Source organism: Cupriavidus sp. 2TAF22 (assembly GCF_052115045.1).
Classification (GTDB): domain Bacteria; phylum Pseudomonadota; class Gammaproteobacteria; order Burkholderiales; family Burkholderiaceae; genus Cupriavidus.
The window spans coordinates 102,750-125,597 of the sequence record NZ_JBFRFX010000016.1 but is presented as its reverse complement, the minus strand read 5'-3'; the positions used below and the strand labels follow the sequence as shown (position 1 = coordinate 125,597).

Below are 22,848 nucleotides of genomic sequence, written 5' to 3'. Positions count from 1 at the left end.
GCCTCCGGCCGCACATGCCTGCCCACGTCGCATGCATGGCGCCGGAGCCGGGGACCGGGCCTCGCAGAGTGATGTTCTGGAACGCCCCCGCCCCACTGGAATGCACACGCCCCGCCCCCTCACCCTCCGGGTCAACCGGACCACGCACCTGCTCGATGCCGAGGTCGACCCCGACACGCCGCTGCTCTATATCCTGCGCAACGACCTGGCATGCAACGGCCCCAAGTATGGCTGCGGGCTGGGCCAGTGCGGAGCATGCACGGTGCTGGTCGACGGCGTCGCGGCACGCTCGTGCGTGATCCCGGTCAAGGCCGTGGCGCAGCGCGCGGTGACCACGCTCGACGGATTGGGCACGCCGGAGCGGCCCGACCCCGTGCAGCAGGCCTTTATCGACGAGCAGGCGGCGCAATGCGGCTACTGCCTGAACGGCATGATCATGACCGCCAAGGCGCTGCTGTCGGAGAACCCGTGTCCCGATGAAGCGCAGATCCGCGAGGCGCTGCGCTTCAACCTGTGCCGCTGCGGCACGCATGTGGAAATCCTGCGCGCGGTGCAGCGCGCCGCCGTGCTGCTGCGCCAGGCTGCCGGACCGGAAGGCGCGCCATGAGCGGGCGCGACGAGATCGTCGCCGGCCAGGCCGGCGCGGCGCCCTGGATGCCACCGGAAGCAGCGGATTGCCTCGCCTGCCATATGGTGCGGCCCCCGCAGCTTGCGTGGCAGGCCGACACCCTGCGCAGCGCCCGGCTGGTCGATTGCGATGAGGCCGCCGCGCGCGCGGTGGCCGGCGTGGCCGCGGTGGTGCGGCGCGCGAACTTTCTCGGCATTGCCGCCGGCACCGCGCAGCAGGCGGCCCAGGCTGCCAGCGCATTGCGCGCACGCTGGCGCGCGCCGGATACCGGCAAGCCGGAGCTGCGGCCCGGCGCCCGCGTGATCGCCGCGCACGGCGATGCCGCCCAGGCCACGGCGAGCGCCGCGGGCGGGAGCACGCAAGACTACCGCTGGCCGTTGGCCGGCACGCAGCCCGGTGGCTGCACCGCCATTGCCGACTGGCGCGGCGGCGCGCTGCGCGTCTGGCTGCCCAGCCGCACGCCCGGCGCCCTGCGCGCCGAACTGGCCGCGCTGCTTGGGATCGGCGCGGACCGCATCACGCTGGTCTGCTGGCAGGCCATGGACGATGGCGCGTCCGGCGAAGACCCGCTTTACGCCCACCATGCCGCCGCCGACGCAGCGCTGATGGCCCACGCCGCCGGCCGCCCGGTGCGCGTGCGGGTGCAGGCGCATGAACTCGGCGCCACGCAGGCGTGGGCCGGCATCCATCTGCAAAGTGCATGGGCGAGCGATGGCCAGATCACGGCCTATGCTGCCGATGCCACCATTGACGCGCGCCACAGCGCGGCGCTGGCAAGTGCGCCGCCGCTGGCGCTCTGGCTGACCGGCACGCCGTCGCCGGTCAGCGAGATCCGCCCCGATGCGCATGGCGGCGATGCGCAACCCGACGCGAGCGACGCCATCCTGCCACCCTACCGTTTCGCCAGCCTGCGCGTGACACAGGCCGACGCGCCGGGCCAGCCGCCCGCCGCGGCGCCGGAGGAACAAGCAGGACAGACGGCGCGCGCGCACGTCTTCGCGCGCGAATCGCATCTGGACGAGATCGCGGCCGCCAGTGCGCAGGATCCGGTGGCATTGCGCCTGCGTCATCTCGAAGACGCTCGCGGCGCCGCGCTGGTCGGCCGTGTCGCCGCCCAGGCAGGCTGGCAGCCGCGCGCCACGCGCGCGCCAGGCAGCGGCAATGTGCGGCGCGGGCGTGGCTTCGCCTACGCCAGCACCATCGACGCCGGCGACGCCCATGCCGGGCGGAGCTGGTCCGCATGGGTGGCGGACGTCGAAGTCGACGCGGCCACGGGCGAGGTTAGCGTGACCGGCATCACGCTGGGGCACGACGGCGAAGCGGCGGGCAAGCCTGTCCCCGCCGACGCGCCGGCACTGCAGCAGCAAGCCATGCGCGCCGCGCGGCGCCTCACCGCCGGCGGCGGCTTTGACAGCTGGGGAGAGACGCAGGACTTGCAGGAGGATCACCTGCCGGCGCTTGCCGACGCGCCCTTGCCCACCGTGCGCGTCGCCGGCACGCTCGGCCCTGCGACCCTCGGCACCGGCGCGGCGACGACACTGCCGGCCGCGCCCGCCGTGGCCAATGCCATCTTCGACGCAACCGGCGTGCGCCTGCGCGAGCCGCCCTTCAGCGGCGAACGCCTGCGCGCCGCGCTGGCCGCGCAGGCAGGCGGCACGGATGCGCGCGGCGCCAGGCGCAAGCGCAACTGGCTGCTTGCCGCCGCAACCACCGCGGCGACGACCGCCGCCGGCCTGATCGCAACCGCCATGCCCTGGCGCGCGCCGATCGCGCCGGTGGCGCCGCCTGCGCCCGGCTTCTACTCGGCGGCCACCATCGAACGCGGCCGCCTGGTGGCCGCCGCCGGCGACTGCGCGGTCTGCCACACGGCGCCCGGCGGCGTGCGCAACGCCGGCGGGCTGGCGCTCGATACGCCGTTCGGCACCATCTACAGCACCAACATCACGCCGGACCCGGAAACCGGTATCGGCAACTGGTCCTACGCCGCCTTCGAGCGCGCCATGCGCGAGGGCATCCACCGCGACGGGCGGCATCTGTACCCGGCCTTTCCGTACACCGCCTTCGCCAAGGTCAGCGACCCCGACCTGCAATCGCTCTACGCCTACCTGATGGCGGCCGAGCCGGTGCGCGCCAGGGCGCCGGAAACGGCGCTGGCCTTCCCCTACAACCTGCGCCCGCTGATGGCCGGGTGGAACCTGCTGTTCCATCGCGCCAAGCCCTTCGAAGCCGACCCCGCGCGCAGCGCGCAATGGAACCGCGGCGCCTATCTGGCCGAAGGCCTGGGGCATTGCAGCGCCTGCCATTCGCCACGCAATGCGCTGGGTGCCGAGCGTGGCGGCCGCGCTTACCTCGGCGGCGGCGAGGCCGAAGGCTGGGAGGCGCCCGCGCTGAGTACGCTGTCGCGCGCGCCAGTGCCGTGGACCGAGCAATCGCTGTTCGCATACCTGCGCCAGGGCTACGCGCCCCATCACGGCGCGGCGGCGGGACCGATGGCGCCCGTCGTCGAGGAGCTCGCGCTGTTGCCGGAAGAGGATGTGCGGGCTATCGCGCACTATGTCGCGTCCTTCGGCGAGAACGCGCCGGACGCGGCGCAGGCAGCCACGCAGGCCGCGCTGCTCGAGCAGCGCAGCGCCGCTGCCGCGCGCGCGCTCGCCGGGCCGGCGCAGCGCCTGTACCAGAGCGCCTGCGCGGTGTGCCACCAGGGCGAGCAGGGCATCCGCCAGTTCGGCATCAAGCCTTCGCTGGCGCTCAATACCAATCTGCATGGCGACAAGCCCGACAACCTGATCCGCGTGCTGCTCGACGGCATCCCGGCGCCGGCGGCCAGCGCGCTGGGCTATATGCCGGCGTTCGGCGACAGCCTCGACGACGCCCAGCTGACGCAACTGGTGCACTACCTGCGCGCCCGTTTCGCCCCCGACAAACCCGCCTGGGACAACGTCGACGAGACGCTGGCCAGGGCCCGCGCCACGCCTTCGCACTGAGAAGCACTATCGAGGCGGTCCCGGCTTCGCCGCACGGCCATGGCAGGTACGGCTTGCCTGCGGCAGTCACGCCTGGCCTGGACCGCTTCGCTTGACCCTGATAGCGCCTCCAGGCGGGAAAACCCCGAGGAGAAAACCACGCCCTCGCCCTTGCACGCCTGTTTCATGTAGCTTACGCTGAATGATCATGTAGCAGGCACTACATGAGTGCGGCGTGAAGGAAAGCGGTGCCGGCCCTGCACAAGGACGGCGCCACGGCAGACGGCCAATGTGCCCTGCGGCCCGCATCACGGCGCTGCCAGGCCGGCGGCCCGCATCAAACCATAAGAAAACGACCCAGCCATCACTGCACAGGCGCTGGCCCGCAGCTTGCATAGCAAGACGGCGGCCCGCCGCCGGCAGCACTGGCGAAGACACCCAACGGCAGACAACGGTAGAAAACAAAGGAGTGAACATGTCGTATCAGTATCAAGACGGCGCGGCGGGCGTACTGCCCGCCGCGTCCCGGCCCGACGTCTACCGCAAGGTGACGTGGCGCCTGATCCCGTTCTTCTGCGCCTGCTATCTCGCAGCCTATCTCGACCGCATCAACGTCGGGCTGGCCAAGCTGCAGATGCTCGACGACCTGCACTTCAGCGAGACGGTCTATGGCCTCGGGGCCGGCCTGTTCTTCGTCGGCTACATCCTGTTCGAGGTGCCGAGCAACCTGGTGCTGCAGAAGGTGGGCGCGCGCCTGTGGATCGCGCGCATCATGATCACGTGGGGCCTGCTGTCCGGCGCGACCATGTTCGTCACCACGCCGACCCAGTTCTACGTGCTGCGCTTCCTGCTGGGCGCGGCCGAGGCGGGCTTCCTCCCCGGCGTGCTGCTCTACCTGACCTACTGGTTTCCCACCCACAAGCGCAGCAAGATCATCGCCCTGTTCATGATGGGCCTGCCCCTGGCGAGCATGATCGGCAGCCCGCTGTCTGGCTGGATCATGACGGCGTTCGCCGGCGTGCACGGCTGGGCCGGCTGGCAATGGCTGTTCTTCCTGGAAGCCATTCCCTCGGTGCTGCTGGGCGTGATGGTGTTCATCTACCTGCCCAACGGCATTGCCGACGCCAAATGGCTGCAGCCCGACGAGAAGCGTGTCCTGCAGCGCAACCTGGAGTCCGACGTGCTCACGGAAAGCAGCCATTCGCTCAAGGCGGCCTTCACCGACCGCCGCGTGTGGATGCTGGGCCTGATCGACATGTGCCTGCTCATGGGCACCTACTCGATCGGCTTCTGGATGCCCACCATCATCCGCGACACCGGCGTGGCCAGCCCGCTGCATATCGGCCTGCTCACGGCCATCCCGCACGCGGTGGCGGTCGTGGCGATGCTGCTCAACGGCGCCCATTCGGACAAGACCCGCGAGCGCCGCTGGCATATCGTGATCCCCATCCTGGCGGGCGCGGCCGGCCTGGTGGGCAGCACCTTCGTCACCGGCTCGGCCTCCGCCACCGTGATGATGCTGACCCTGGCCAACGTGGGCATCGTGGCGACCTTCCCGGTGTTCTGGTGCCTGCCGTCGACGTTCCTGAGCGGCACCGCGGCCGCCGCCGGCATCGCGCTGGCCTGCTCCATCGCCAACCTCGGGGGCTTCGCGGCCACCTACCTGCTGGGCTGGCTGAAAGACACGTTCCACAGCCCCAGCGCCGGCCTGATCCTGTTCGCCGGCTGCCTGCTGGGCGCCTGCTTCCTGGTGCTGGCCATGCCAGCCAGGGTGGTCAACCGCTAAGCCGCGGCGACACGGGCGGCGCGCGGACATTGAGCCGCGCGCCGCTTATCCGTACCATGCTGCCCATGCAAAGCGGGAACATGGTATGACTCTCAAGACTCTGGACGGCGCGCTGGCCCTGCTGACCTACTTCACGGTGCGGCAGCCCACCTGGGGCGTGCGCGAGCTGGCCAAGCACAGCGGGGTGCACCACGCGGTGGTGCACCGCGTACTGGCGACCTTCGCCGCCAACGGCTTCCTGGTGCAGGACGCGGCCAGCGGCAAGTACTCACTGGGGCTGCGGCTGTTCGAGCTGGGCCAGGTGGTGCGCAAGACCTTCTCGCCGGCCGAGGTAGTGCAGCCGGTGCTGGAAAAGCTTGCCGCGCAAAGCGGCGAGACGGTATTCCTGTCATGGCTGGACGGCCATGAAGGCCTGTGCGTGGGCATGGTGCAAGGCCAGCACCAGCTGCGTTTCTCGATCGAGCTGGGCCAGCGGTTCCCGCTGCATGCGGGTGCCCATGCCAAGGTCATCCTGGCTTTCCAGGACGACACCTTCCGCGCCCGCGTGCTCGCGCACGCCAGCGACCCCGCGCATGCGCAGCCGGGCCTGGCCACGACGGATCCGGCCGTGATCGAGCCCCAGCTGGCGGAGATCCGCGCGCAGGGCTGGGCCCACACGCGCGGCGAGGCAGCCGCCAGCGTAGCCGGGCTCGCCTTGCCGCTGTGGTCGCGCGACCACGGCGCGGTGGTCGGCTCGCTGGCCATCGCCGGGCCGCAGCAGCGCCTGGATGAAGAGGCGGTGCCGCGCATGCTCGATGCCCTGCGCGACGCCAGCCGGCGGCTCGAGGAAGTCGTCGGTTTCGGACGCTAGGGTCTGCTCAGCGCGCCCACAGCGCGCGTGCCACCGCATCGCCCGCCGCGCCGCCGCCGAACACGCGCTGGCCGATGGCGAAGCCAAGTTCGCGGTAGCTCTCCCACTGCGCCTCGTCGAAGAACTGGTCGCTGGTGGGTTCCTGCGGAAAGGCCGGATGGCTGCCACCGTATTGCCGCACGTCCGCCGGTGCGCTGGCGACCTGGCAAGGCTTGAGCAGGACGATGCGCGTCACCGGCCTGCGTGTGGCGGCAGGCTCGTCGGCGCGATAGACATCGAGCAGCAAGGCGCATTTCTCGCAGGCCGCGGCGCGGGCCTGCGGCGTGAAATCCGCTGGCGTGCCGAACACGCTGCCGAGCACGGGATCCCCGGCGGCGGCGGTGTCGACCACGATCTCCAGCCCCATGTCGATGCGCGCCAGGCGGATCAGGTTGGCAAGGTCGCCGAACTGGTAGTTCGGATCCGCCCCGCAATCGCACAGCACGATCATCGACACCGCGCGCTCCGGCCGCAGCAGCTCATACACCGCGGTGTTCTCGAAATGGCCGCCGTCCGACAGGTACTGCCAGCCGCGGCGGGTGCCGTGAAAGCGCGCGCTCAGCTCGCAGGCCAGGTAGTAATGCGTGCGGAACAGCGAGATGAAGGCACCCAGCCAGGGCCGGTCGGGGCGGTCGTCCTGCACGCGGTCGCGCTCGGCACCGCCGGCGCGCGGTGCGCTGCCCGCATCGAGCGGATAGGACGGCCACCACGTGCCCAGGCGCAGGTTGGCCAGGCCCAGCAGCAGCGAGGTACCAAGTGTGGTGGAGCGGCCAAGGCCGGTGGAGATGGCCGCGCCCGAGGTGGCGATCCAGTCGCCAAGCGTGCGCGCCTGCGAGAGTTCGCTGCCGCCGGCCTTGTGCGTTTCCGGAAAGTAGCGCTGCCCGTCCACCGTGAAGCGCACGAAGGCGTCGGCGGGCAGCCCGCGCGCCGTGGTGGCCGGCAGCGTGAACGGCCCGGGCGCGATGCACAGCGGCTTGCCCTTGCGGTCGCGCTGCACCAGTTGTTCGGCCGGATCCACGGTCAGGTTGAGCGTGATGTTGATCAGGTGCAGCGGCGCCAGCATGGCGGGATCGTAGTAGGCGTTCAGGCTGAGCGGATCGCCATCGGCGGGCTCGGCGACGCTGAGGCGGGCGCGCTGGATGGCGTGCTGGCGCGCCGCCGTTCCCTCGCCCGCGGCAGGCGCGAAGCGCTGGCCGTTGGAGCCGCCAAGGTAGGCGCGCGTCAGCCGCGCCGAGTAGAACTGCTGCAAGGTCGACAGGTTCAGGAAGCCGGCGAAACGCCCGGCGATCAGCGTCAGCCCGAGCGCCAGGGCGCTCAGCGTGCCCAGCACAGGCGTGGTGTAGGCATTGCCGAACACCAGCCAGTCGACCGGCTCGCCGCCATTCCAGCGCACCCACAGGACCAGCCACGACCACAGCACGAAGACCAGCATCGCCACCACGGCCGCGGCGATGCCGGCCAGCAGCGATACCGGCAGCCGCGACAGCCAGCCGGTCACGCCAGCCTTGCCGTCGCCGCCCTTGCCGTCGACCAGGCCCGCGCCGTAGCGGATCAGCCAGACCACGCCGCCCAGCAGCCCGGCCGGGCCGAGTGCGCCCCAGGGATGTCCGGTGGACTGCGTGTACAGGTAGAACGTGCGCGCCACGGTATCCGCCACGCCCAGCGCCGCCAGCCATAGCACGGTGCCAACGGCGCCGCTGAGCAAGCGCGTGGCACGCACGCGGTAGGCCTGCACGGTGGCCGGCCGCACGCGGCACAGCGCAAAGCAGCAGGCTACGCCGAGCAGGGCCAGCACCGCCGCGCCCAGCAACAGGCAGGCCACCGCCAGGCCAGGCCCCATGCGGTGCAGCCATGCCGCCAGGCCCAGCATCACGACGCCCGCCAGCGCGGCCAGGCGCGTGGCCAGGCTGTCGAAGCGCAGCGCCGGGCGCGCATCGGCGGGATGCGGGTAGACCAGCCAGTACGCCACGGCAGGCGGCACCGCGAACAGCAGCAGCGCGGCCAGCGGCAGCCACATCAGTTCACTCCACCAGATCGCCAGGCCGCCTTCGTTGAAGACCTGCCGTGCGTCATGCAGCAGGTCCATCTCGTGCCGGCCCAGATCGATATAGGTGCCCACGGCCAGGTGACGCAGCAGCGCGAGTACCGCCAGCAACAGCAGCAACGCGCTGCCGATCACGTATTGCATGGCGAACCAGTTGCGCACCACCAGCGATGCCGCGTACAGCGAGTCGCCGGCGCCGGTCGGCGTCAGGTAGCGCCCGTTCTCGCGCAGCCACGCCACCGCGGCGCGGCCGGGATCGCCGGCGTACGACACCGAGGAACGGATGCGCCCGGGTGGCTCCTGCTGCAAGGTTCGGTAGGCCAGCGTCGCGGCCTCGACGCCGTTGGTGCCTGGCTTCAGGCGGCCCGGCACGAACAGGCTGCAGAAGAAGGCGCCGAGGTAGCCGCCGCCGCTGACGGTGGAGAGGTAGTCGAACTGGCCGAGCAGCGAGGCGGTGGCCGGCACGGCGGCAGGCTCGATGGCGTCGGGACCGTCGCCCTCCTGCACATCGGCGCGCGCCGCCCCGGGCGGCGGCGCGTGCGCGGCTTCGTGCCCGGCTTCGTGCCCGGCTTGGTGCGGCGTGGCGCCGGCCTGCCCCGCCAGCGCCGGCGGCGGCGCCTTGGCCAGCGCCTGCATCACGCCCAGGCAGAAGGTGGCGCTGCGGATGCCGCCGCCGGACAGGGCCAGCGCCCAGTTGCCGTCGCCGTCGCGCATCCGCCTGGCGATACCGAGTTGCCGGCGCCGCCGCGCGATGCGCGCCGATTCGTCACCGGAAGGCTGGTCTTCGGCTGGCATGCGGCTCTCCCTCGCAGATACCCGCCCCAGTATAGGCAACGCCACCTTGTATCCAAGTCCGCACGCAGCCAGGCTTGTACCATTTCAACAGCATCATGCAGCCGCATGTGGCCACTTCCGCGCCGGTGGTGGGCGTGGCGCTGACCGCGCAATCGGTGGTCTCGGGCAGCGCCACCAGCGCCAACCACGAGATCGACATCGCCGAGGCGGTGCGCTTCTGCGTGGAAGTGGCCAAGCGCTTCGGCCAGGACAAGTGCCGCTTCTTCAACGCGGTGGAGTGGGACAAGATCCGCGCGATCTATCCCGACATGACGGCCTTCCAGCGCGCCGGCACGGCACGCTGAAGACCGGCGCCTGCCGGCGCGAGGCCGCGCTGGTGGCGCCGTGCGTGCGGCAGGCCACATGGAGGATGTTCAGAGCGCCCGCTTCAGTGTATGGTTGCGCACCTGACGCGGTCCCAGCCCCAGCGGCTATTCTTTTTGCATGAAGTCCTGCCTCAACGCCCCCGCCAGCGCGCCGCTGCTGCGCTGCCTGTCCATCCTCGCCGCCTGCGCCGCGCTGACGGCGCTGACGGGCTGCGAACGCGAGCAGCCGGCACCGGCTGCCCCGGCGGCGGCCGACGCCTCGACCGCGCGCGCCGACGATGCCGGCCAGCCCGACGACTCGCCCGCCTTCGCTCCGGCCCCGCTGGCGCGCCCGCTGGTGGCGCTGCGCGGGCTATCCAGCATGGCGGACGTGCAGGCTGCCTGGGGCAAGCCGCCCAATATCACGCCCAACCAGGAAGAATGCGGTACGGCACTCGACGAAGAGAACCTGGTGGACTACCGCTACCCGGACGCGCTGATCGAAGTGGGCCGCAGCGGCGACGCCGTGATCCGTTCCCTGCACGGCATTCCGGCGGGACTGACGCTCAAGCTCGAGGGCCACGACATCGCCGCGACCACGACGCTCAGCGAACTCAACTCGGCCCTGCGCAAGAACCCGCGCTGGAAAATGGCGGAGGCACCCGGCAAGGTGCGCAGCCCGGCCGACCGCGACGAAGACGATCCGCTCGAGCACCTCGCCTACACCACGCTGTACACGCTGGATGGCGACGGCGACCAGTACCGGCTGTATTTCCTTGGCGAGCGGCTGGTCGGGTACGCCTACTGGGTCGGCTGCTAGCGCAGGCGGATCGCTAGGACGTGCGCGGGGCGGGCTCCCGCGCGGCGAGGTCGTCCGCGGCGGACGCCGCGTCGTGCAGGCGTTTCCATTCGTCGAAGCCGCCGGCCAGCGCCCACGTGTTGAGATAGCCCGCGCCTTGCAGCCGCTCGGCCAGGATGGCGGCGGACACCTCGTTCGGACATGCGCAGTAGATGACGATCTCGACGTTGGCCGGATGGGTCGACAGCAGGTCCAGCGGCGCGTGCAGATCCATCGTCAGCGCACCGGGAATCCTTTCGATGGCTTCGGTGCGCACGTCCACCACCAGCGGGGAAGCGTCGCCCTGGCGCCGCGCCTCGAGCTCGCCCACCGTCATGCGGCGCACCAGGCGGGTCCGGCGCAGCAGCCGCACCCGCCGCACGAACTTGTACGCGACGAAGGCCGCGAAAGCGGCCAGCACCACCGCCACCGCCACCGGGCCATAGGTGCTGAAGGCAAGCAGGATGGCTTCCACGAAATCGGTAAACACCACGCCGATCAGCAGCGCCCCGCCGGCCCACACCAGCGCGCCCAGCGCATCGTAGAACAGGAATATCGCGAACGGCGTGGCGGTCATGCCCGCCATGGCGGTGGACAGCGCGCCGGCGCCCGGCAGCAGCTTGGAGAACACCAGGCTGCGCGGGCCCACGCGCAGATACAGCGACTGCGTCTGGCGGATGCAGCTGTCGGGGGAAATCGAGACGCGGCAGATGGTGCGCAGCATCGGCTGGCCCAGGCGCTTGCCGGCAAAGTACCACGCGGTATCTGCAATCAGGCAGGCCAGGATGACCGCCCCCAGCACCAGCCCGATCGACGGCCCGGTGTCGCGCATGCCGAGCGCCCCGGCCACGAACAGCATCGGCACGGCCGGCACCGGCAGCCCGGCCTGCTCGGCCAGCACATTGAGAAACACCAGCATCACGCCGTGGTTCTCAAGCAAGGTCTTCAATTCGCCCAAACTGCCCACGCCACTCTCCGCGCTTTTCTGCCCCTCAACTCAGGCGGCGCGGGCGGGATGCCCGCGCCGGCGGGCATAGGCGTAGTGTGCCACCATGGCGGCACCGTGCGGCGCAGAGTCTTGCATGGCAGCCTCAAAAACCCTGAATGAAAAGCCGCCGGGCCCGATGCACCTCAGGCGTGGGCGCCGTCCTGGAACGTGTCGATCTTGCGTGCCGGGTCGGACGACACGCCGGTGCGATCCCAGCCGGCCAGCTTCTGCGCGCCATCGGAGTACGGGTCCGGCCTGCGCAGCTGGCTGGCGGATGCCACGGGGACGGGCGGCGCGGCGGGGTCGAGGCGCGCGCCGTCGCTGTACACGTCGAAGCGCGACGCGTGGAACGCGTGGAATACATAGCCATAGCGGTCGGCGGACACGGCGCTGTCCCTGGGGCCGGTGGCCTGCGCCGGGATCGCCAGCGTGGCGAGGCCCGCAAGTGCGGCAGACGTCATCAGGAGCTTCAGGCTGGGGGTCTTCATGATGCTCTCCTTCTTGGCGATCGGCGGATCGCAGTATTGCTAGCGAGGCGCAGCGCGTTGCGCTGTTCCGGCCACACGTGAATCGCGCGGTTGAAGACAGATACGCCGCGCGGCGCGCGATGGATGCAGTCAATCGCGATGCCGGTGCGGGTCAGGCTTGCAGGTCAGGCTTGCAGGTCGATCCCGGCCGCGCCGGCCGGGCGCCGGACCAGCCTTCGCCGCTGACTTTTCCCCGGCCAGCAGGCATCATGTCGGCTATCCGTTTCCCGTCCCGCCTTGCCTGTCCCGGAGCCACGCATGCCCGCCCGACCCGCCCTGCAAGACCAGCTGATCCAGCGCTTCGGCCTGCAGGCACATCCCGAAGGCGGCTACTACCGCGAGACCCATCGCGACACCGCGCACGTGGCGCGCGAAGGCAGCCCGGCCGGCGTGGCCACGCACGCCGCTTCCACGGCGATCTACTACCTGCTGTGCGACGAGGCGTACTCCGCCTGGCATCGCATCCGCGCCGACGAGGTTTGGCACTTCTATGCGGGCTGCCCGCTGCATGTGCACGTGCTGGAAGCCGATGGCAGTCTCACCACGCACCGGCTAGGCGATGCGCTTGCGCACGAGGACACGGTGTTCCAGGCGGTAGTCAGGGCGGGTTGCTGGTTCGCCGCCGAGCGCAGCGATCCGGACGGATTCTCGCTGGTCGGCTGCACGGTGGCGCCCGGCTTCGAATTCAGCGAATTCGAGCTGGCCGACGCCGCCAGCCTGCAGAAGGCACACCCGCGCCACGCCGCGCTGATCGCGCGGCTCGCGCCTGCCGTGGCGGGCTGAACACGCGTGGCGGCGACGCCGGCGCCGAATACCCGCCGAGTACCCGCCGAATACCCGCAGAGTACCCGCCGGGTACCGGAACGATTCCCAACCCTGCCGTACTTTCCCGAGAGCCTTGGCTATGAAATGGTTGTCCCTCGCAGCGGTCGCGCTGGTGGCGCTGGAGCATGTCTACATCATGGTGCTGGAGATGTGCCTGTGGGACAAACCCCGCGGCATGCGCGCCTTCGGGCTGACGCAGGAATTCGCCACCGCGACCCGGGCGCTGGCGGCCAACCAGGGGCTCTACAACGGCTTCCTTGCCGCCGGGCTGCTGTGGGGCCTGGCCAGCGCGGCGGTGCCGGTGCAGTTGTTCTTCCTGGGCTGCGTGCTGGTGGCCGGCGTGTTCGGGGCCTGCACGGCGAGCCGGAAGATCCTGTGGATTCAGGCCGTGCCGGCGGCGGTGGCCATCGGGCTGGTGCTGCTGGCCCGCGCCTGAAAGCTCAGTTCGGCCGGCGGTATGCGTTGTCGATCCACGCCGCCGCGCTGGCCTTGCTCAGCTTGAACGCGGGAGATACGCGCACCTGCGCCAGTTCCGCGCCGAGTTCGTCGCAGGCGCGCAGCACGGCGTAGGGATTGTCTTCGTCGGGCACGATATCGAGCGTCACGGCGATGCGGGCCGTGTCGGTATCCACCATCACGCTCTTGTGCAGCATGGCGTGGAGTTGCTGTTCGTGGCGGCGCAGCACCTCGGAGGCAGTCTTGACCAGGGTCGAGAACGCACCGGTGTCCAGCGGCTTGGGATTCTTCTTGTCCCGGCCCATGGTCCACGGGCCCACCAGGGCGGGCTCGGGCTCGCCGTCCTTGATCATGGCCACGGCCCAGCCGTCGTCGTCCTCGTTCTTGATCACGCGGGCGGTCCAGCCGTCGGCGCGCCACAGGCGGGCTTCCTGGATCTTCTCGGCGTCGTCCCCGGCTTGGTCTTCGGACAGTTCGGGCTGGTCGGTCATGGCGGCATCTGCATCGGAAACAAGGGCGCGATTCTACCCGTCCCGGCCCGTGCCGGCAGTGAGACGGATCCCATACATCGATCCCCTCAAAAGTTGTATTTAATGTCTGCGCACCGCGTCCTATGCTGGGAACGTCGCCGAGACCCCCGTCTTGATGACACCCCTTCGATGTCGCCGCCACCTTGGAACGGCGACGTTTTTTTGTGCGCAGGCGCCGCGCGTGGCACCAAAGCGGGGCCGGCGGCACAAGAAAAGCGCTGGCCGGGCGGGCCGAGGCAGTTTAAGATGCGCGATTATCGAACAACACGCGCGCACCCGCCCAATGGACGCCTCCATTCCCAGCAGCCCTGGCCAGGCACCGGCCGCCACTGTCCGCGTCGCCCGTCCCCAGGCCGACCTTCTCAACAGCTTCGCCGGCGACCCCAATTTCATGCTGTCGCTAGCGCGGGGCCTGAGCGTGCTCGAGGCCTTTTCGGAGCGTAAGCGCCCGCTCACCATCTCCCAGGTCGCGCAGCGCACCCAGCTGTCGCGAGCCTCGGTGCGGCGTTGCCTGTACACGCTGGAGCAGCTCGGCTACGTGAGCCAGCAAGGCGGGCAGTTCGCCCTGCGTCCGCGCGTGCTGCACCTGGGACATGCGTATTTCTCGTCCACGGCGCTGGTATCGCTGGCCCAGCCCATCCTCGACGGCCTGAGCGCGCGGATCCAGCAGACCTCCGCGCTGGCCATCCTCGACGACACCGACATCCTTTACCTGGTGCGCTCGGAAGTGCAGCGCGTACTCACTTATTCGCTCGGCATGGGCAGCCGGCTGCCGGCCTACTGCACCTCGATCGGGCGCCTGCTGCTGGCCCACCTGGCGGAGCCGGCGCTGGAAGATTACTTCGACCACGTCGACCTGCGCCCGCGCACCCTGCAGACCAAGATCTCCCGCCCCGAGCTGGAGGCCAGCTTCGCCAACGCGCGCGAGCTGGACTACATCATGGTGGACGAGGAACTGGAGCCGGGCCTGCGCGCCATCGCGGTGCCGGTGCGGGGGATTTCCGGCAGCGTGATGGCCGGCATCAGCGTCAGCATGAAGGCGACGCAGGTATCCGAGGCGGAGATGGTGTCGCGGCTGCTGCCGCCGATGCGCGAAGCCGCCGTGGCCATCGGCAAGCTGATTGCCGCCTGAGCGGCCCTGCACCGCCTAGCGGTGCAGGCGAGCCGGCCCGAGCATGGCCGCGTCGAGGCCGAAATCCACGATGCGCTGCGGCAGCGGCTTGCCCTGCACCAGCGCCGCGCAGGCCTCGCCCATCGCGGCCGAGGTCTGGATGCCGTAGCCGCCTTGCGCGGCCACCCAGAAAAAGCCCGGGGCCTGGTCGTCGAAGCCGCCCACCAGGTCGCCGTCGGCGACGAAGGAGCGCAGGCCGGCCCAGGTGCGGGCCGGGCGGCGGATTTCCAGCGTGGTCATGTCCTCGATATGGTGGATGCCCAGCGCGATATCCATTTCCTCGGGCTGCACGTCGTGCGGCGACACGGGGTCGGCATTGGCCGGCGAACCCAGCAGCATGCCGGCGTCCGGCTTGAGGTACCAGCTCTCGTCGAAGCACATGAACATCGGCCACCGGGCGATCTCCAGCCCCGCCGGCGGCGCGAACACGAAGGCCGAGCGGCGCTTGGGGGTGAGCCCCAGCGGCCTCGCGCCGGCCAGTCCCGCCACCACGTCGCACCAGGCGCCGGCCGCATTGACCACCACCGGGGCGCGCCAGGTACGCCCGCCCGCCTGCACTTCCCAGATGCCCTGGCTGCGTTCGATGGCGGTAACCTCTGCGTCGCAGACGAGGGCGCCGCCGCGCTGGCGCATGCCGCGCAGGTAGCCCTGGTGCAGGACATGTACGTCCATGTCGGCTGCGTCGGGCTCGAGCACGGCGCCCAGCACCTTCTCCCCGCGCAACACCGGCACCAGGGCGCAGGTGGCGTCGCGGTGCAGGCGCGCGGCGCGCGCGCCGAGCCTGCGCAAGGCGTCGAAATGCTGGTCCAGCTCGGCGCCCTCGCCGGGCTTGCCGATGGTCATGGCGCCGCGCGGGCTGAGCACGGGGTGTTCGGAAAAGCCTGCTGGCGGCGCATCGAAGAACGCGCGGCTGGCCATGGTAAGAGCGCGCACCTGCCGGGGGCCGTAGCTCTCCATGAAGAGCGCGGCTGAACGGCCTGTCGAGTGATAGCCGGGCTGCGCTTCGCGCTCGAGCACCACTACCCGTGCGGCCTGGGCCAGCCAGTAGGCCAGCGACGCGCCGGCAATACCGCCCCCGATAACGAGGAAATCCGCGCAACCCGTCTCTTCCATGCGCTGCCTCCTTGCGCCTGGCCGGTCTTAACCGCGGCTGGCGAGTTCCAGGGAAAACACCAGGCGCTGCAGGAAATTCTCCATGCGGCCGTCCAGGTTGGAGAAGGCGCAGCCGAAATGGTGGATGGCGCTGTCGTCGCGTCCTGCCAGCCAGTGGCCGACTACCTGCAGGCTCAGATCGAGCTTGCCCAGCGGGCCGAAGTCCAGCTTCGCGCCGGCCACCGTGGTGCCGACCGGCAGGTGCGTGGCATCCACCGTCTTCGAGCGCAAGCCTACGCCCGAAAGCGACAGGTCGGCAATGTCGAGCTTGAGCGCGGCGCCGTCCGACATCTTGATGGTGCAGCCGTAGCCCTTGGTGACCAGCGTGCGCGCGCGGAAATGGCGGCGGCGCTGGAAGTGATAGAGCTTCTCCGGGAACGGTGCGACAAACGCCGGGCCGCCCTGGAACTGGGTGGCTTCGGGCGTGCCGATCACGAAGTTCACGGGCACGCCGCGCAGCGAGGCGGAAAACGCGTTCTCGGGCGAGGCCAGCAAGGCCTGCCGCTCCGGCTCGGTGCGGCACCAGTCGAAGACAAAGGTGCGGTTGGCCGGATCGACATGCAGGACCGTGGTAACCATCTCGTGCGCGGTACGCGCCCGCACGTTGATGACGCACTTCTGCCAGGCGAGGTCGCGCAGCACGGTGCCGATCTGCGAGGAATGGGTAAGGCGATAGCGGTCGTCTGGCAACGCGCCCGCGTCTAGCTCGGATTGCTCCGGGGAATCTTGGAGACTCATGAAATCACGCAAACGTCTGTGAGAGGCCTGCGTCGCGCCAGACTGGCTTGCGACGGGAAAACGGGCTGGCCGCGAACATGGAGCGGGCGGCCAGCGCCGCATGTTAAGCGTGGCGCTGGTCGCTGCGCAAGCTCTTGTTCGGTCTACGGCGAAATGTGGCAAAACTTGAGCCAGACTTCCGTGGGGTAGCCTGCCGGGCCGCGTTCAGGCGTCGCCCGCGGCGCCGGGCCGGCCGGTGATGCCCGCCGCCCTGCGCGGGCGCGCAACCCCGCCGCGCGCGGTGGCGCGATGTGCCGGCACGGTCACCTTGGACGGCTCGGCGCCCAGCGATGCCAGCGCCTCGCGGCACAACCAGTCGCGCACCGCGCGCCGCCGTTCGTCGCGCTCGAAGGCCACCGGCGAGAGCAGATGGTAGGAGGAGCCGTCCCGCACGAAGCCGTGCGGCGCGGCAATGCGGCCGTCGGCCATCTCGTCGGCCACCATCAGGCGCGAGGCGATGGCACAGCCGAGCCCGGCCGCGGCAGCCTGGATGCTCAGGTAGAAATGCTCATACCACGCGTCGGCGCCAAAGCGATGCCTGCCGCCGGCAGCCTGTGCCCAGCGCTGCCAGGCGTCGGGGCGCGAGCGCGTGTGCAGGCGCTGCTGCCCGGCCAGGTTCGCGATGCCGGCGCGGCACACCACGCCCACCCATTCCTCGGCCACCTCATGCGTATGCAGCTGCGCGCCGAAGCGGAAATCGTCGCGCCGCAGCGCGAGGTCCACGCCGCTGCGCGCGAAATCGAGCGGACCACCCGCGGCCATCAGGTGCAGCGTGATATCCGGATGCGCCTCGGCAAAGCGAGGCAGCCGCGGAATCAGCCAGCGCATGGCGATGGTGGGCTCGCACGACAACACCAGCGTCTTTTGCCGGCTCTGCGCGCGGATGCGGTCCACGGCGCCGGCCAGCAGCTCGAGCGACTGCGTGGCGGCCGCATGCAGGGCGTGCCCGGCCTCGGTCAGGAACACCGCGCGGTTGCGCCGCTCGAACAGCGCCACGCCGAGCGCGTCCTCGAGCTGGCGGATCTGCCGGCTGACCGCGCCGTGGGTCAGGTGCAGTTCGTCGGCGGCGCGCATGAAGCTCTGGTGCCGCGCCGCGGCCTCGAAGAAACGGATCCAGCCAAGCCAGTGCATGCAGCGCCCCAGTCAATGAGATACGTGAATTTTCCTGACGGAATTGCAGCAGTATAAATCGGTTGTGAGGGACCCGCCCGGCCGGGAGAATGGCGCAATTGCAGCAGTATTTCCTGCGCTTCCGGCTGCACGGGCCGTGCCTCGCGGCATGCCATCACCATCAGGTAACCTCACACGAATATGCACCCGTTCACCGAACTGCTGGCCGTCGCGACCATCACCGTGCTGGCCGTCATCAGCCCCGGCCCCGATTTCGCCATGGTGATGCGCAACAGCTACCTGCACGGCCGTCGCGCGGGCCTGCTCAGCGCACTGGGCATTGCGCTGGGCGTGCAGGTGCACGTGTTCTACACGATGTTCGGGGTGGCCCTGCTGATGGAACATGCCCACGGCCTGCTCGGCGTGGTCAAGGTGCTGGGGGCCGCCTACCTGGTCTGGATCGGCATCCAGACCTTGCGCAAGCGCGCTCCCGCCGCGGCTGCCGCGGCTGCCGCGGCTGCCGATAGCGCGGCCGCGGCGCCCGCGCTGTCGGCGAGCGCGGCGCTCAAGATGGGCTTTCTCACCAATGCGCTCAATCCCAAGACCACCTTGTTCGTGGTGAGCACCTATACGCAGGTGGTGGATGCGGGAACGCCGCTGCCGGTGCAGTTCGGCTACGGGCTGTTCATGTCGCTGGCGCACCTGGCGTGGTTCGGCCTGATCGCCTGCTGCTTCACCACGCCGGGGCTGCGCTGCGCCATGCAGCGCCGCCAGCGCCTGCTGGACCGCGTCATCGGCGGCGCACTGCTGGGACTCGGGCTGGCGCTGGGGCTCGGCAATCTCGCCTGAGATGCGCCGCCGGCCCGGGCCTCAGCCGGTGACGGCAAGCGCGTAGGCCCGCCGGCAGACATGCTGCGCGCCGCCGGGGCGCAGGTAGCTTTGGTAGAGCACGAAGCGCTCGACTGTAAACGGCTCGCCGACCTGGTCCATCTGCGCGGCGCGCCATGCCCGCAGCGCGTTGTCCGGCACCGCTTGCATGCTGCGCGCGAGCGTGATGTGCGGCAGGAAGCCGGCATGCCGGCGGTGTGTGGAGGGTGGGGCCGGCGACTGCGCGCCGGCATCGCCGTCGCAGCCGGCCAGGGCATCCTCGACCGCCGCGTGAAGCGCATCGAGCGCGACGCAGCGTGCGACGCCCGCCCACAGCACGCTCGCGCGGCGGCCACGAAAACATCCGGCCTGCTGCACGCTGAGCGCGAACGGCGTGCACGAGACTGCCTGCAGCGCCTGCTCGATGCATACCGCCGTGTCCTCGTCCCGCTCGCCAAGGAAGTGCAGCGTCAGGTGGACCTGATGCGGGGCTGCCAGGCGAACGCCCGCCACGCGCGGCACGCGCGCGAGCAACGCGTCTGCCAGCACCGCGGGAACTTCGATCGCCACGAACAGGCGTGCCATGCCATTCACCTCTTGTGCGCGCCCTGCCGCGCCGGGCTAGCCCGCCATCCTCTGCGGCGCGCCGCCGGCAGGCACGAAGCGCCGCTGCCGCATCCACTTGGTCACGACCCATTTCTCGCCGGCCTGCACCGGCGCGCCCGCGTGCAGCGTCCTGCCATCGAGCTGGTTGGCCGCATCGCAATATTCAAAGTACACCGCATTGCCCTTGCGCGGCGAAACCGCGAAGCCGATTTCGGGGAAGGCGGTCTCGCCACCGGCCGGCACGTCGTTGAGATACACCACCAGGGTGCTCACGCGCTGCCCGCTGCGCGCCAGCGAAGCCTGGTTGGCCGCGTTGGTCGGCATCAGGAAATCGTAGTGCGGCGTACTCTGCGCGCCCACCCCGTAGCGCAGCACCTGCAAGCCTTCGCCGTTCTCCACGGGCAGTTGCATCAGCACGGCGATGCGCTGGTCGAGCCGCGCGACCAGCGCATTTTCCTGCAGGCGAAAGAACATGCCATGGCTGGAGCGGTCGTCGCTGACCACGGTGAAGCCGGTCGAGGGATCGACGGTGGTGGAAGGCGCCAGGCGCGGCTGCGCCATGGCCACCAGCGCATCGCATTCGTCGTGGCTCAGCACGCCCTCGAGCACGGCGATCACCGGCCGGTCCATGCGCGACAGCACGCGCACGTCGCGATCGGCGGCGCGCAGCAGCGAACCCGGCCCCAGGCGCGCGCCGGGCGCCGCCGGCCTGGGCCGGGGCATGGTGATGCTGTCCTGCGGCGCGGGGCAGCCGTCGCGGCGCGCGCGCGCGAACGCTGCCACCAGTTCTCGCGCGACCAGCGCATCGTAGCCCTGCGCGCAGAGCGCCTGCGCCAACTTGTCTGGCGCCCCGCCGCGCTGYAGTCCCTGCGTGATCCAGTCGCGCAGCGCGGGGGGGAAATGGATGGTGGCAAGCGTGGTGTCTGACATGGCGGGCAGGTGGCGGGCAGGTAGCGAATTGGCGCCGCGAGTATGGCGCCACGGCGCCCATGTACGCAAATCACTACATACGGACATTAGCGCGTCACATAGTTTCAAATGAAATTAAATTGTCACTTAACGCCGATAGTATCCCGCCTGCCGCAACCTTGGCGTGGCGCGTAGCCCATTTTCCGCTCACCCGGCGGGGCCCGCGACCATGGCGACGGATGCATCCGTACGGCCTGTGAAGAGCGGGTGCGCATCGGCATCCGGCGCGCCTTCATGCAGATGCCACGGACGCGCCAGCCGGCATGTCGCGCAGGCTTGCCGGTGCCGGTTCCATCCTTGCCACAGTCCCCTCGAGGTCAACAATGAAGAAGAATGCAAGCCCACACCGCCTGATCCCCGCCGTCACGGCGCTTGCCGCCGCCGCCATGCTGGCGGCTTGCGGCAGCGACGGCACCGGCACCGCCAGCACCCCGGGCAGCGTCACGCCGACGCAATCCGCCGTGCAGGGCAGCGTGATCGGCGCGGCAGTGAAAAACCCCACCGGCGCGGCCAACTCCAGCGCCGCCGGTGGCGTCGACTACGCCTTGAGCACCACCGGCGTTGCCGTGTCGCAAACCTTCCAGCTCGTGGCCTACGGCAACGCCAAGGTGTGCGCGGACACCAACGGCAACGGCCTGTGCGACGGCGGCGAGGCCTCCACGCTGAGCGCGGCCGACGGCAGCTTCACGCTGCCCGCCGGCACCACCGGCAGCCTGGTCGCGGTGGTGGGCACCGACGCTACCTTTACCGATCCCAACACCGGCAGCARCGCCAAGGTGGCGCAGAAGATGATCCTGCGCAGCGCGGGCGAGCAGAACGTGGCGGGCGCCAAGGTTGTGATCAGCCCGCTGTCGACCGAAGTCGTGCGCAATATGGAAGCCGGCAAGCAGTCCTTCGCCGACGCCAAGGCCGCGCTGGCCGGCCGCCTGAGCCTGCAGAACACCCCGGCGCTGCCGACCGACGTGACGGTGCAAGCGGACAGCGTGGTGGCCGACGTGGCCGCCGTGACCGACAGCCGAGCGCAGGCGGCGCTGCTGGGCGAGGCAAACATGCTGGCCAGCCGCTTCGCCCTGGCCAGCACCATCCTCGACCGCGGCTATGTCACCAGCGCGGCGACCGATGCCGTGCAGACGCTGCAAGTGGCGCAGGACAACGCCTTCAACCCCGAAGGCATCCCGCGCTATGACCACCTGTTCGTGGTGGTGTTCGAGAACCACAGCAACCAGACGGTCGACAGCGCCTCGTATCCCAATTTCTACAAATACCTCAACGTCGAAGGCAACAAGGCCTCGAACTACTTCTCCACCGGCAACCCCAGCGAGCCGAACTACATCTCGCTGGCCAGCGCCGACGACTGGGGCGTGGCCGACGACAATGCCTGGAATTGCCTGCCGGCCGGCGACACCGCCAACCAGCCGACCGACGCCTACATGCCGCTGGTCGCCTGCAACGGCGACACCAAGGTGCATAACCTGAAGGGCCGCCGCAATATGTTCACGGCGCTGTACAAGGCAGGCATGGGCACGCGCGTCTACAGCGAATCGATGGACCCGGGCCAGGACCCGCGCAAGGATGGCGCCGGCAATGTGGCCATCACCGCGGTCAACACCACCTCGGGGCTGGGCGCGACCGAACCCATGATCGCCAGCCTGTACAAGACCAAGCACCATCCGGCGGTGAACTTCGACGATGTGCGCACCCGCCCCGACTTCTTCAAGAACCTGAGCCGCACCGTGGGCGGCGGCCAGTGGGATGCAGCGATCGCAAGCTATGCCAAGGCGCACGGCATCACCTGGAACACGCACCAGTTCGAGGATGACCTGCTCAGCGGCGACATCGGCGCGCTGAACTACATCGTGCCCGACCAGTGCGACGACATCCACGGCACCGGCGTCGCGGTGGCCGACTGCGTGTCCGGCCCGACCGGCATCGCGCGCGGCGACAAGTACGCCAAGTACCTGGTCGAGACCATCAAGGCCTCGCCGGTCTGGAAGAACACCAACCGCCGCTCGGCCATCGTGCTGCTGTTCGACGAAGGCAGCAGCTTCTTCGGCAGCTCCTCGTGCTGCGGCTGGAACGTGGGCGGCGGCGCCACCAGCGGCGCGCCGCTGGGCGAAGGCATCACCACCGCGGTGCCGAAGTACAACGGCAGCAACAAGGGCGACGGTCCCACCATCTTCGCGGTGCTGACCAACCAGGCGAGCGCGCCCAAGGGCGTGGCGGATTCCGACTCCTACAGCCACTTCTCCTTCGTGCGCACCATGCAGGACATGTTCGCCCTGGCCGACCCGGGCGTGAATACCTCCTACATGAACCGCTCCAAGTACACGGAGTCGTACATCGCCGCCAACCTCGCCAGCCTGGCCGAATACTCGGGCAGCGCCGACACGCACTTCGACGCCGTGCGTCCGATGAACCACCGCTACGTGGTGAAGGCCGGCGACCGCCAGTCGGGCGGCGCCACGCCAGGCGCGGGCGGCAGCGGCCTGTTCAACAACGGCAACGTGGCCGCCGGCCCGGACACCACCCAGATCAACATCTGGGCGCAGCACTCGTAACGCGATGCGGGCCGCGCCGCGGCCC

The 22,848-nt window shown here is 70.0% G+C and carries 19 protein-coding genes and 1 pseudogene; 11 read left to right on the top strand and 9 right to left on the bottom strand.

All coding sequences use genetic code 11. The features are described 5' to 3' along the window. The first annotated feature begins 100 nt into the window (after nucleotides 1-100). The 4 genes from AB4Z48_RS20650 (at nucleotide 101) to AB4Z48_RS20635 (ending at nucleotide 6,227) form a co-directional block, all read left to right on the top strand. Nucleotides 101-607 (top strand): (2Fe-2S)-binding protein, encoded by a 507-nt coding sequence (locus AB4Z48_RS20650; RefSeq protein ID WP_441617317.1) that lies wholly within the window; start codon nucleotides 101-103, stop codon nucleotides 605-607. Further along, nucleotides 604-3,612: a c-type cytochrome gene (locus tag AB4Z48_RS20645; protein WP_441617315.1), complete on the top strand. Its 3,009-nt coding sequence runs from the start codon at nucleotides 604-606 to the stop codon at nucleotides 3,610-3,612. Before AB4Z48_RS20650 ends, AB4Z48_RS20645 begins: the two co-directional genes overlap by 4 nt. Before the next feature lie 454 nt (nucleotides 3,613-4,066). Beyond that, a complete protein-coding gene (locus AB4Z48_RS20640; RefSeq protein ID WP_441617313.1) occupies nucleotides 4,067-5,377 on the top strand; it encodes an MFS transporter in 1,311 nt (436 codons plus the stop codon). An 85-nt stretch (nucleotides 5,378-5,462) separates the two neighbouring features. Beyond that, nucleotides 5,463-6,227 (top strand): IclR family transcriptional regulator, encoded by a 765-nt coding sequence (locus AB4Z48_RS20635; protein WP_441617311.1) that lies wholly within the window; start codon nucleotides 5,463-5,465, stop codon nucleotides 6,225-6,227. A gap of 7 nt (nucleotides 6,228-6,234) precedes the next feature. Here AB4Z48_RS20635 and AB4Z48_RS20630 read toward each other — a convergent pair whose 3' ends face one another. After that, nucleotides 6,235-9,105: a hypothetical protein gene (locus tag AB4Z48_RS20630; RefSeq protein ID WP_441617309.1), complete on the bottom strand. Its 2,871-nt coding sequence runs from the start codon at nucleotides 9,103-9,105 to the stop codon at nucleotides 6,235-6,237. Nucleotides 9,106-9,176: 71 nt separating this feature from the next. Between AB4Z48_RS20630 and AB4Z48_RS20625 the strand changes: the two are divergent. Together AB4Z48_RS20625 and AB4Z48_RS20620 are read left to right on the top strand one after the other, a co-directional pair. Further along, nucleotides 9,177-9,449 (top strand): annotated as a pseudogene (locus AB4Z48_RS20625) (DUF1177 family protein); the annotation flags it as partial. Between the two features lie 139 nt (nucleotides 9,450-9,588). Next, complete coding sequence (locus AB4Z48_RS20620; protein ID WP_441617308.1) at nucleotides 9,589-10,269, top strand: hypothetical protein; 681 nt, start codon at nucleotides 9,589-9,591, stop codon at nucleotides 10,267-10,269. A 13-nt stretch (nucleotides 10,270-10,282) separates the two neighbouring features. On the opposite strand, the gene AB4Z48_RS20615 is transcribed toward AB4Z48_RS20620, so the two are convergent. Next, the gene (locus AB4Z48_RS20615) at nucleotides 10,283-11,245 is read right to left on the bottom strand and encodes a DedA family protein/thiosulfate sulfurtransferase GlpE (RefSeq protein ID WP_441617381.1); all 963 of its coding nucleotides are present in this window, start codon (nucleotides 11,243-11,245) and stop codon (nucleotides 10,283-10,285) included. Between the two features lie 173 nt (nucleotides 11,246-11,418). Further along, complete coding sequence (locus AB4Z48_RS20610) at nucleotides 11,419-11,763, bottom strand: hypothetical protein (protein WP_441617306.1); 345 nt, start codon at nucleotides 11,761-11,763, stop codon at nucleotides 11,419-11,421. A 297-nt stretch (nucleotides 11,764-12,060) separates the two neighbouring features. Here AB4Z48_RS20610 and AB4Z48_RS20605 point away from each other — a divergent pair, with 297 nt between their 5' ends. Together AB4Z48_RS20605 and AB4Z48_RS20600 are read left to right on the top strand one after the other, a co-directional pair. After that, nucleotides 12,061-12,585 carry a cupin domain-containing protein gene (locus AB4Z48_RS20605; RefSeq protein ID WP_441617304.1) on the top strand — a complete coding sequence of 175 codons (525 nt, stop codon included), beginning with the start codon at nucleotides 12,061-12,063 and terminating at the stop codon, nucleotides 12,583-12,585. A 121-nt stretch (nucleotides 12,586-12,706) separates the two neighbouring features. Continuing rightward, a complete protein-coding gene (locus tag AB4Z48_RS20600) occupies nucleotides 12,707-13,063 on the top strand; it encodes a DUF1304 domain-containing protein (protein WP_441617302.1) in 357 nt (118 codons plus the stop codon). Nucleotides 13,064-13,067: 4 nt separating this feature from the next. On the opposite strand, the gene AB4Z48_RS20595 is transcribed toward AB4Z48_RS20600, so the two are convergent. Continuing rightward, nucleotides 13,068-13,574, bottom strand: coding sequence for a hypothetical protein (locus AB4Z48_RS20595; protein ID WP_441617300.1), 507 nt, complete (start codon nucleotides 13,572-13,574; stop codon nucleotides 13,068-13,070). 322 nt (nucleotides 13,575-13,896) lie between these two features. Here AB4Z48_RS20595 and AB4Z48_RS20590 point away from each other — a divergent pair, with 322 nt between their 5' ends. Next, nucleotides 13,897-14,745 carry an IclR family transcriptional regulator domain-containing protein gene (locus AB4Z48_RS20590; protein ID WP_441617298.1) on the top strand — a complete coding sequence of 283 codons (849 nt, stop codon included), beginning with the start codon at nucleotides 13,897-13,899 and terminating at the stop codon, nucleotides 14,743-14,745. 15 nt (nucleotides 14,746-14,760) lie between these two features. Here the strand turns inward: AB4Z48_RS20590 and AB4Z48_RS20585 are convergent, their stop codons facing one another. The 3 genes from AB4Z48_RS20585 to AB4Z48_RS20575 form a co-directional block, all read right to left on the bottom strand. After that, entirely contained in the window at nucleotides 14,761-15,897 is a 1,137-nt protein-coding gene (locus AB4Z48_RS20585; protein WP_441617296.1) for an NAD(P)/FAD-dependent oxidoreductase, read from the bottom strand. A 27-nt stretch (nucleotides 15,898-15,924) separates the two neighbouring features. Beyond that, nucleotides 15,925-16,674 (bottom strand): flagellar brake protein, encoded by a 750-nt coding sequence (locus tag AB4Z48_RS20580; protein WP_441617294.1) that lies wholly within the window; start codon nucleotides 16,672-16,674, stop codon nucleotides 15,925-15,927. A 204-nt stretch (nucleotides 16,675-16,878) separates the two neighbouring features. Continuing rightward, nucleotides 16,879-17,844, bottom strand: a complete 966-nt coding sequence (locus tag AB4Z48_RS20575) for a LysR substrate-binding domain-containing protein (RefSeq protein ID WP_441617292.1) — start codon at nucleotides 17,842-17,844, stop codon at nucleotides 16,879-16,881. 180 nt (nucleotides 17,845-18,024) lie between these two features. On the opposite strand from AB4Z48_RS20575, the gene AB4Z48_RS20570 reads away from it, so the two are divergent. Further along, the gene (locus AB4Z48_RS20570) at nucleotides 18,025-18,672 is read left to right on the top strand and encodes a LysE family translocator (protein ID WP_441617290.1); all 648 of its coding nucleotides are present in this window, start codon (nucleotides 18,025-18,027) and stop codon (nucleotides 18,670-18,672) included. A 21-nt stretch (nucleotides 18,673-18,693) separates the two neighbouring features. Here the strand turns inward: AB4Z48_RS20570 and thpR are convergent, their stop codons facing one another. Together thpR and AB4Z48_RS20560 are read right to left on the bottom strand one after the other, a co-directional pair. Beyond that, on the bottom strand, nucleotides 18,694-19,275 hold the full coding sequence (thpR, locus tag AB4Z48_RS20565) for an RNA 2',3'-cyclic phosphodiesterase (protein WP_441617288.1): 582 nt from the start codon (nucleotides 19,273-19,275) through the stop codon (nucleotides 18,694-18,696). Nucleotides 19,276-19,311: 36 nt separating this feature from the next. Next, the gene (locus AB4Z48_RS20560; RefSeq protein ID WP_441617286.1) at nucleotides 19,312-20,226 is read right to left on the bottom strand and encodes a 2OG-Fe(II) oxygenase; all 915 of its coding nucleotides are present in this window, start codon (nucleotides 20,224-20,226) and stop codon (nucleotides 19,312-19,314) included. A gap of 362 nt (nucleotides 20,227-20,588) precedes the next feature. Between AB4Z48_RS20560 and AB4Z48_RS20555 the strand changes: the two genes are divergently transcribed. Next, entirely contained in the window at nucleotides 20,589-22,823 is a 2,235-nt protein-coding gene (locus tag AB4Z48_RS20555) for an alkaline phosphatase family protein (RefSeq protein WP_441617285.1), read from the top strand. The last annotated feature ends 25 nt before the right edge of the window (nucleotides 22,824-22,848 follow it).

Coding starts and splice junctions, on each gene's coding strand:
- AB4Z48_RS20640 (WP_441617313.1), top strand. CDS start 4,067: ATGTCGTATCAGTATCAAGACGGCGCGGCGGGCGTACTGCCCGCCGCG.
- AB4Z48_RS20610 (WP_441617306.1), bottom strand. CDS start 11,763: ATGAAGACCCCCAGCCTGAAGCTCCTGATGACGTCTGCCGCACTTGCG.
- thpR (WP_441617288.1), bottom strand. CDS start 19,275: ATGGCACGCCTGTTCGTGGCGATCGAAGTTCCCGCGGTGCTGGCAGAC.
- AB4Z48_RS20575 (WP_441617292.1), bottom strand. CDS start 17,844: ATGCACTGGCTTGGCTGGATCCGTTTCTTCGAGGCCGCGGCGCGGCAC.
- AB4Z48_RS20645 (WP_441617315.1), top strand. CDS start 604: ATGAGCGGGCGCGACGAGATCGTCGCCGGCCAGGCCGGCGCGGCGCCC.
- AB4Z48_RS20570 (WP_441617290.1), top strand. CDS start 18,025: ATGCACCCGTTCACCGAACTGCTGGCCGTCGCGACCATCACCGTGCTG.
- AB4Z48_RS20595 (WP_441617300.1), bottom strand. CDS start 13,574: ATGACCGACCAGCCCGAACTGTCCGAAGACCAAGCCGGGGACGACGCC.
- AB4Z48_RS20635 (WP_441617311.1), top strand. CDS start 5,463: ATGACTCTCAAGACTCTGGACGGCGCGCTGGCCCTGCTGACCTACTTC.
- AB4Z48_RS20605 (WP_441617304.1), top strand. CDS start 12,061: ATGCCCGCCCGACCCGCCCTGCAAGACCAGCTGATCCAGCGCTTCGGC.
- AB4Z48_RS20580 (WP_441617294.1), bottom strand. CDS start 16,674: ATGAGTCTCCAAGATTCCCCGGAGCAATCCGAGCTAGACGCGGGCGCG.
- AB4Z48_RS20590 (WP_441617298.1), top strand. CDS start 13,897: ATGGACGCCTCCATTCCCAGCAGCCCTGGCCAGGCACCGGCCGCCACT.
- AB4Z48_RS20600 (WP_441617302.1), top strand. CDS start 12,707: ATGAAATGGTTGTCCCTCGCAGCGGTCGCGCTGGTGGCGCTGGAGCAT.
- AB4Z48_RS20650 (WP_441617317.1), top strand. CDS start 101: ATGCACACGCCCCGCCCCCTCACCCTCCGGGTCAACCGGACCACGCAC.
- AB4Z48_RS20630 (WP_441617309.1), bottom strand. CDS start 9,105: ATGCCAGCCGAAGACCAGCCTTCCGGTGACGAATCGGCGCGCATCGCG.
- AB4Z48_RS20620 (WP_441617308.1), top strand. CDS start 9,589: ATGAAGTCCTGCCTCAACGCCCCCGCCAGCGCGCCGCTGCTGCGCTGC.
- AB4Z48_RS20585 (WP_441617296.1), bottom strand. CDS start 15,897: ATGGAAGAGACGGGTTGCGCGGATTTCCTCGTTATCGGGGGCGGTATT.